Origin of the sequence: Rhodococcus sp. CX (genome assembly GCF_015865005.1) — a bacterium.
Lineage (GTDB): Bacteria > Actinomycetota > Actinomycetes > Mycobacteriales > Mycobacteriaceae > Rhodococcus.
On the sequence record NZ_JADZGH010000088.1, the window covers coordinates 7,805 to 15,327 of the forward strand.

Here is a 7,523-nt window from a genome sequence, read left to right on the forward strand (position 1 = left end):
CGATCATCTCGGCGCCGATGCCCTGGCTGAAGCCCTCGACACCGAAGCGGTCGCGCACGTTCTGCGGGAAGTGCTGGCCGTCCTTGCTGGCGCTGCCCATCGGCACGCGGCTCATGGACTCGACACCACCGGCGACCACGACGTCGTCGATGGTGGCCGGGTCGAGGCCGGTCCGCTCGGCGAGCGCCGTCAGCACGTGTGCGGACAGGTTGACGGGGTGGATCTCGGACAGTGCGCCACCGCGACGCCCGATGGGGGTCCGGACGGCGTCGACGATCACGGCATCGCGCATGCGAATCGGTCCTTTGCTGTTGCGGGGACACGGTTGCCGGGCAACCGTGGCGAAGGGAAAACGATGACCGGCCGGGTGGTGGTCCTCACATTCGAGGAGACCACGCACCCGGCCGGTGAGGGAAAGTCTTTCGGCGGAAGCTTCCGTTAGGTGGAAGCTATGCCACTACTTTCGTCAGGCCTCGCTGCGGATCAGCTTGCGGTCGCGATCGGGGTTCGCGAGCGCCAGCACCAGCACCGCGGCGATCACACCGAGGACACCGATGACCTGGAACGCGGTGGCGTAACCCTCGGCCGGAGTCGCGGCGTTGTCGACGATGACACCGGTCGCGTACGGGGCGACCAGGCCACCGATCGCCATGAGCGCGAGGAACACACCCATGGTGCCCGCGGTCTGCTGCGGCGGGCACAGCTCCGAGATCGCGGCGTTGATCAGCGGGAACACGATCGCACCGAAGCCGTAGCCGATGGAGACCGCGGCGACAGCGAGGGCCGGCGTCCCGATGTAGGGGAGGAAGACCAGCACGGCACCGCAGATGAGCACGCCGACGCACGGCACGATGATGCGGACGACCCGGGAACTGGTGCCCTTGCCGGCCAGGCGGTCGGTGACGGAACCCGAGACGATCATGAGGAACAGGCCGACGATCGACGGGAAGGCGAACATGGAACCGGCCTGGAGCTGGCTGTAGCCGAGGCCGTCCTGGAAGTACGAGGGAAGCCAGGTCAGGACGACGGTGGTCAGCGCGTAGACAACGATGATCAGAAGTGCGCAGCTCGCGAACGTGCGGTTGAGGAAAATCTTGGTCCACGGGACGGACGGCTCGGTGGATGCGCTCGCGGCGTCACCACCCTTGACGACCTTCGCGGTGTAGGGACCTTCCTTCCAGCCCGACAGCCACGACAGGACCCACACGCCACCGAGGACCGAGAGCGCGATCAGCGCCATCTTCCAGCCGTACTCGACCGTGATGTACGTGAGCACGGGGGCGAGGGCGATCTTCGCAACCGACGCCGAGCCGGCGAGGAACGCGCCCGGCAGACCACGCTTGGCCGGCGGGTGCCACGAGTAGGTCGCGGCATGCATGAGTGCCGAGCTCGGTCCTTCGGCCAGGCCGAGGAGCATGCGGCACACGATCAGCAATCCGAGCGACGCCGAGACGACGAGCGGGAGCATGACGACCGACCAGATCAGGCCGAGTGCCAGCAGCGCCCACCGCAGGGTCAGGTACTTGTTGAGCGGGCCTGCGAGGAACCCGCCGATCGTGAACGTCACGAAGAAGAGCGAACCGACCAGGCCGATCTGCGACGAGGTGAGGCCGAGGTCTTCCTTCAGCGGCTTCGCGATGATGCCGAGGACGGCCTTGTCCGCGTAGTTGACGACGTAGAGGAAGATGACCAGCCCGGTCATCCCCCATGCGCGGCCCGCGGTCACCTTGAAGGCGGATGCCTTCGTTCCCGCGGCATCGGGAGTGTCCGATCTGCCGTTGACGATTTCGCCTGTAGTCACTGGGGAGTCCCTTCAGAACTCGGAGGGTGGGAAGCGGGGACCTGCCCCGGCCTCTACGTGGAAGATCACGCCTGGCGTCGTACACATTGAACGTGACCCATCTCACGGACCGCAAAGAGCCGTATGTGAACGGATCGATCACTCGTACCTATGAAAGATCACAACCGGACCGAAAGCGGTTGTGAACCGCGCTCAGTTCGACGATCAGCTCATTGGTGTGCGCTAACCGTCCGATAGCCGAACGGTCCTGGTTCCGTAGGTGAGATGTGTTGCATTCTGACGTGGCAATCGGTTCGGGACAGGTGTGCCCGGACCTCGTGACGAGGACAGGCAACGCATGAACTCCACCGCTTCCACCGACGAGCTCCCTTCGTCCACGGCACCCCTGGCCGGTGTGCGCGTGATCGAGGTGTCGAGCTTCGTGGCCGCGCCGTTGTGCGGAATGACCCTCGCCGCCCTCGGCGCCGACGTGATCCGCATCGACCCGATCGGGGGAGCCGCCGACTACAAGCGGTGGCCGCTGACCGAGGACGGCGAGTCGATCTACTGGGCGAACCTGAACAAGGGCAAGCGCTCCTTCGCCGCGGACTTCCGTGATCCGAACGCGCACAAGCTGATCCGCGACCTGATCATCGACGCCGGGATCGTCGTCACCAACGCCGCCGGCCGCGACTGGCTCGACTACGACGTCCTGGCCGCGATCCGTCCCGACCTGATCCACGTACAGGTGCTCGGGCGTGCCGACGGCACCGGCGCCGTCGACTACACCGTCAACGCCGCCGCCGGCTTCCCGCAGGTCACCGGCCCGGAGAATCTCGACGGCCCGGTCAACCACGTGCTGCCCGCGTGGGACGTCTCGTGCGGTCTGTACGCCGCGCTGTCGGTGGCGTCCGCGGTGTACCGCCGCGAGGTCACCGGAGCGGGCACCAAGATCGTTCTGCCGCTGGAGGATGTCGCGTTCGCGACGGTCGGCAATCTCGGCTACATCGCCGAGGCGCAGCTCGGCCTGACCGGACGCGGCCGCGTCGGCAACGCCGTCTACGGGACCTACGGCTGCGACTTCGCAACCTCGGACGGCGCCCGCTTCATGATCGTCGCGCTGACCCCGCGGCACTTCCGCGACCTGACGGAACTGACCGGCACGACCGCGGCCGTCGCCGCCGTCGAAGCCGCGCTCGGTGCCGACTTCCGCATCGAGGGCGAACGCTACAAGCACCGTGCGGTGCTGGGCGGCCTGTTCGCCGGGTGGTTCGGTGCCCACACCGCCGCCGAGGTCGAGGCCGCGCTCGACGGAACCTCCATCCTGCACGAGCGCTACCGCACGTTCGCCGAGCTCGCCGCCGACCCCCGGGTCACAGACAATCCGATGTTCCAGCGGCTCGAGCAGCCGCGCATCGGCACCTATTCCGCGGCCGCCGTACCCATGTCGTTCGACGGCGGGTACCCGGCCGTCCGCCCTGCTCCCGCCAACGGTGACGACACCGCCGACGTGCTCGTCGAGCACCTCGGTCTCACCGGCGACGAGGTCGACGCCCTCGCCGCAGCCGGCACCGTCCGCATCAACCAGAAGGATCACGCATGACCCGCCTCGCCCAGACGATCGGCCTGACCGAGTTCCAGACCGAAATCCTGGACACCGTCCGCACATTCGTCGACCGCGAGATCATCCCGAACGCGCAGGAACTCGAGCATTCGGACACCTACCCGCAGGCGATCGTCGACCAGATGCGGGAGATGGGCCTGTTCGGCCTGATGATCCCCGAGGAGTACGGCGGCCTCGGCGAGTCGCTGCTCACCTACGCGCTGTGCGTCGAGGAACTCGCCCGCGGCTGGATGAGCGTCTCCGGCGTCATCAACACCCACTTCATCGTCGCGTACATGCTGCGCCAGCACGGCACCGACGAGCAGAAGAACTACTACCTGCCGAAGATGGCCACCGGTGAGACCCGCGGTGCCTTCTCCATGTCCGAGCCCGAACTCGGCTCGGACGTCGCCGCGATCCGCACCAAGGCCAAGCGCGACGACAGCGGCGACTACGTCATCAACGGCCAGAAGATGTGGCTGACCAACGGCGGCAGCTCGACACTGGTCGCCGCGCTGGTCAAGACCGAGGAGGGCGCCGAGAAGGCGCACCAGAACCTGACCACCTTCCTGGTCGAGAAGCCCGCCGGATTCGGCGAGGTCGTCCCCGGGGTCACCATCCCCGGCAAGATCGACAAGATGGGCTACAAGGGTATCGACACCACCGAGCTCATCTTCGACAACTACAAGGCCAAGGCCACCGACATTCTCGGCGGCGTCCCCGGCAAGGGCTTCTTCCAGATGATGGACGGCGTCGAGGTCGGCCGCGTCAACGTCTCGGCCCGCGCGTGCGGTGTCGCGATCCGCGCGTTCGAGCTCGCCGCGCAGTACGCCCAGCAGCGCACCACCTTCGGCAAGCCCATCGCACAGCACCAGGCGATCGGGTTCTCCCTCGCGGAGATGGCCACCAAGGTCGAGGCAGCCCACCTGATGATGGTCAACGCTGCGCGCCTGAAGGATTCGGGCGAACGCAACGACGTCGCGGCCGGCATGGCCAAGTACCTCACCAGCGAGTACTGCTCGGAGGTCACCCAGGCCAGCTTCCGCATCCACGGCGGCTACGGCTACTCCAAGGAATACGAGATCGAACGGCTCATGCGCGAAGCGCCGTTCCTGCTCATCGGCGAAGGCACCAGCGAGATCCAGAAGACGATCATCAGCAAGGGTGTACTGCGTAGTTACGCACTGTAATTCGACCAACCGGACAACCAGAGGGAGTTCGACCGTGCAGCGTACGGTGTACAACGAGGATCACGAGGCGTTCCGCGAGACGGTGCGCGACTTCATCGCGAAGGAAGTCGCGCCGGTGTACCACGAGTGGGAGGCCGACGGGCATCCCCCGCGCAAGTTCTACAACCGTCTCGGCGAGCTGGGCATCCTCGGCATCCAGGCACCGGAGGAGTACGGCGGCGGCGGCGAGTCGTCCATCAAGTTCAATGCCGTTGTCGCCGAGGAATGCTCGGCCGCCGGTGTCACCTTCGGGTCGTACTCGGTGCACTCGAACCTCATCCTGCCGTACCTGTTGGAGTACGGAACCGAGGAGCAGAAGCAGCGCTGGATCCCGGGATTCTGCTCCGGTGACCTGATGTTCGCGATCGCCATGACCGAGCCGGGCACCGGTTCGGACCTCGCGAACATCGCCACCACCGCCAAGCTGTCCGAGGACGGCACCCACTACGTGATCAACGGCGCGAAGACGTTCATCACCGGCGGCGCGCTCGCCGACCGCATCCTCACTGTGTGCCGCACCTCGCCGTTCGATCCCGAGAACCGGCGGGCCGGCCTGTCGATCCTCGTCGTCGACACCACCAGCGAAGGTTTCGCGGTCGGCCGCAAGCTCAACAAGATCGGCCTGAAGACCTCCGACACCGCGGAGCTGTCGTACTCCGACGTCAAGGTTCCGGTCGAGGACCTGCTGGGCGAGGAGGGCAAGGGCTTCCAGTACCTGACCCACAACCTCGCGCAGGAGCGGCTCACCATCGCGTTCGGTGCGTCGGCAACCGCGGCGGCCGCGGTGCAGCACGCGATCGCATACACCAAGGACCGCAAGGTGTTCGGCAAGCCGGTCGCCGCGTTCCAGAACACGAAGTTCGTGCTCGCCGAATGCTCGACGGAGCTGCAGGCCCTGCAGCTGATGGTCGACAACGCCCTCGAACTGCACGACCGCGGTGAGCTCACCGTGCCCGACGCCGCCCGCGCGAAGCTGTTCGGCACCGAAGTGGCCGGACGCATCATCGACAAGTGCCTGCAGCTGCACGGCGGCTACGGCTACATCACCGAGTACCCGATCGCGCGCCTGTACGCGGACACGCGCGTCAGCCGCATCTACGGCGGCACCAGCGAGGTCATGAAGACGATCATCGCCAAGGATCTCGGCCTGTAGAACCCCCACAGGCACGACCGGTCCGTGTCTCCCAATCCTTCTCGCACCGAAATTGGGATTGGAGACATGCCCTGTATCCGGCCCGGCCCGCCACACGCGGACCGGGCCGGATCCTGTTCGGGACGAGCAGCACATTCGACAGTCGACTGCCGCTAGGCGCGCACGACCTGCACCCGCTATCGTTTCGCGCCATGCGACTGCTCGAGAAATCGAAACGGGTCATCGAGGCCCAGCTGAGCAACACCAGCATCCGCGCCCTGTCGGGCTCGATGGTGGCCTACGAAGGCCAGGTGAACTTCAAGTCGGCCGGGTTCGGCGGCGGCGAGGGCGTGCTCGCGGGCCTGCGGCAGCGCGCGACCGGTGAGGGGCTGTCGCTCATGGAAGCCAGCGGCACCGGCGTCGTCTATCTCGCACATCGGGGCCGGAACGTGACCGTGCTCGACCTGAACAACGAGACGCTGCAGGTCGAGTCCGAGCAGTTGCTGGCTCTGAACGGGAACCTCTCCACCAATGTCGCGTTCGCCGGTGTCCGGGGCGGCATGAGCGGTCAGGGACTGTTCACCACGACGGTCACGGGCACCGGGCAGGTCGCACTGCTGTCGTCGGGCGGGCCGCTGATCCACCTCGAGGTCTCTCCCCAGTACCCACTGGTCGTGGACCCGGATGCCTTCGTCTGCGCGAAGGGACAGTTGACGCAGTCGTTCGTCACCGACGTGTCGTGGCGGTCCGCGATCGGTCAGGGCAGCGGCGAAGCCTTCTCGCTCAAGTGGGACGGGATGGGTGTCGTGTCCATCCAGCCGGCGGAACGGTAGGAAGACGATGACTTTCACCAAGGTCAACAACAAGGTCGTCCGCGTCGACCTGAACCAGTCGGGGCCCGTCGTTGCACGCCGCGGCGCGATGCTCTTCTACACGGGGACAGTGCATTTCAGCCCGCATCAGGTTCCCGGTGCCGGCGGTATGCCCGGTCTGGGCGGGATCGCGGCGATGGCCGGACGCATGATGCAGGGCGAGCACGAGGCGACGATGGTCGCGCAGGGCAACGGCGTCGTGCACTACGGATTCCGCGGCCTCGAAACCCACATCGTGGACATGCCCGCCGGTGGGGAACTGCGGGTGGAGGCGTCACGACTGCTCGCGCACACCTCGGGCCTGCAGAGCGCGGTCGTGCAGGCGTCCGCCGCTCCGGCGGCCGCGGGGGGCGGTGGCGGCGGTCTGCTCGGAGCGCTGCGCGGCGCGGCCACCGGCATGGTGACGGGCACCGGCATGTTCACCACCCAGTTGTCGGGTTACGGGGCGGCGGTACTGCTGGCCCACGGCGGGATCATCGAGCTGCAGGTCGGTGGACCCGCACCGGTGTTCGTCGATCCACAGTCGTTCGTCGCGGCGCTCGGGCCGGTGCGGACCGACCTGAAGTCGACGATGAGCTGGCGCAACGCCGGCCGGACCGGGGGCGAGAGTCTGCAGCTCGAGTGCACCGGGCAGGGCATCGTCTACGTGCAGGCATCAGAGGAGAAGCTGTGAGTGTCGTTCTGAATCCGTCGCATCTCGTCGGCAACGACAACGTGCCCGGCAACAACTACGCGTACTGCATCGATCTGCAGAGCCCGTGGTTCCTGTCGAAGGGCGCGATGATCGCCTACTACGGCCAGATGCAGTTCACCGCGCTCACCCACGGGCTGCAGGGGCAGCTGTTGCAGATGGTGGCCCACCAGTTCTCGGCACCGTTGTATCTGGGTGACTACGTGGTCGCCGAGG

6 protein-coding genes and 2 pseudogenes are annotated in these 7,523 nt (G+C 66.7%); 6 read left to right on the forward strand and 2 right to left on the reverse strand.

The genetic code is table 11. The features are described from left to right. Together I0Q12_RS32500 and I0Q12_RS09475 are read right to left on the reverse strand one after the other, a co-directional pair. Positions 1 to 292: pseudogene (locus tag I0Q12_RS32500) on the reverse strand (acetyl-CoA C-acetyltransferase); the annotation flags it as partial. A 174-nt stretch (positions 293 to 466) separates the two neighbouring features. Beyond that, entirely contained in the window at positions 467 to 1,801 is a 1,335-nt protein-coding gene (locus tag I0Q12_RS09475) for an MFS transporter (RefSeq protein WP_197251687.1), read from the reverse strand. Positions 1,802 to 2,138: 337 nt separating this feature from the next. Here I0Q12_RS09475 and I0Q12_RS09480 point away from each other — a divergent pair, with 337 nt between their 5' ends. The 6 genes and pseudogenes from I0Q12_RS09480 to I0Q12_RS32505 form a co-directional block, all read left to right on the forward strand. Next, positions 2,139 to 3,383, forward strand: a complete 1,245-nt coding sequence (locus I0Q12_RS09480; RefSeq protein ID WP_197251688.1) for a CoA transferase — start codon at positions 2,139 to 2,141, stop codon at positions 3,381 to 3,383. Further along, positions 3,380 to 4,573: an acyl-CoA dehydrogenase family protein gene (locus I0Q12_RS09485; RefSeq protein ID WP_197251689.1), complete on the forward strand. Its 1,194-nt coding sequence runs from the start codon at positions 3,380 to 3,382 to the stop codon at positions 4,571 to 4,573. The genes I0Q12_RS09480 and I0Q12_RS09485 overlap by 4 nt, the downstream gene beginning before the upstream one ends. Positions 4,574 to 4,607: 34 nt before the next feature. Beyond that, complete coding sequence (locus tag I0Q12_RS09490; RefSeq protein WP_197251690.1) at positions 4,608 to 5,765, forward strand: acyl-CoA dehydrogenase family protein; 1,158 nt, start codon at positions 4,608 to 4,610, stop codon at positions 5,763 to 5,765. A 191-nt stretch (positions 5,766 to 5,956) separates the two neighbouring features. Then, complete coding sequence (locus I0Q12_RS09495) at positions 5,957 to 6,577, forward strand: AIM24 family protein (protein ID WP_197251691.1); 621 nt, start codon at positions 5,957 to 5,959, stop codon at positions 6,575 to 6,577. Between the two features lie 7 nt (positions 6,578 to 6,584). Continuing rightward, positions 6,585 to 7,289 carry an AIM24 family protein gene (locus I0Q12_RS09500; protein ID WP_197251692.1) on the forward strand — a complete coding sequence of 235 codons (705 nt, stop codon included), beginning with the start codon at positions 6,585 to 6,587 and terminating at the stop codon, positions 7,287 to 7,289. 41 nt (positions 7,290 to 7,330) lie between these two features. Continuing rightward, positions 7,331 to 7,523, forward strand: a pseudogene (locus I0Q12_RS32505) (AIM24 family protein); the annotation flags it as partial.